The organism is Rhodoferax ferrireducens (assembly GCF_003347515.1).
Taxonomy (GTDB): Bacteria; Pseudomonadota; Gammaproteobacteria; order Burkholderiales; family Burkholderiaceae_C; genus Rhodoferax.
On the sequence record NZ_QEII01000291.1, the window covers coordinates 1 to 205 of the forward strand.

Genomic DNA, 205 nt, shown 5'->3' on the forward strand with positions numbered 1-205 from the left:
GCGGTGATCTGCGAGCCGTTGCCGGCATTGTTAATCGTGATGCTCTGTGACTGATCGAGCAGCTGCCCGATATAGTTGTTGGTCTGGAAGAAGTTATTGACCACCGGCGCAAAACTCGTCGTCTGCGGCGTATAGGGCGTGGCCCAGCCGAAGACCCAAGGTGCCCCGCCGCCACGCAACGTGGACAGCGCCTGGCGATCCAGGG

General features: G+C 61.0%; 1 pseudogene. It reads right to left on the reverse strand.

The window, feature by feature from the left end:
* Positions 1-205: pseudogene (locus C5P05_RS19080) on the reverse strand (hypothetical protein); the annotation flags it as partial.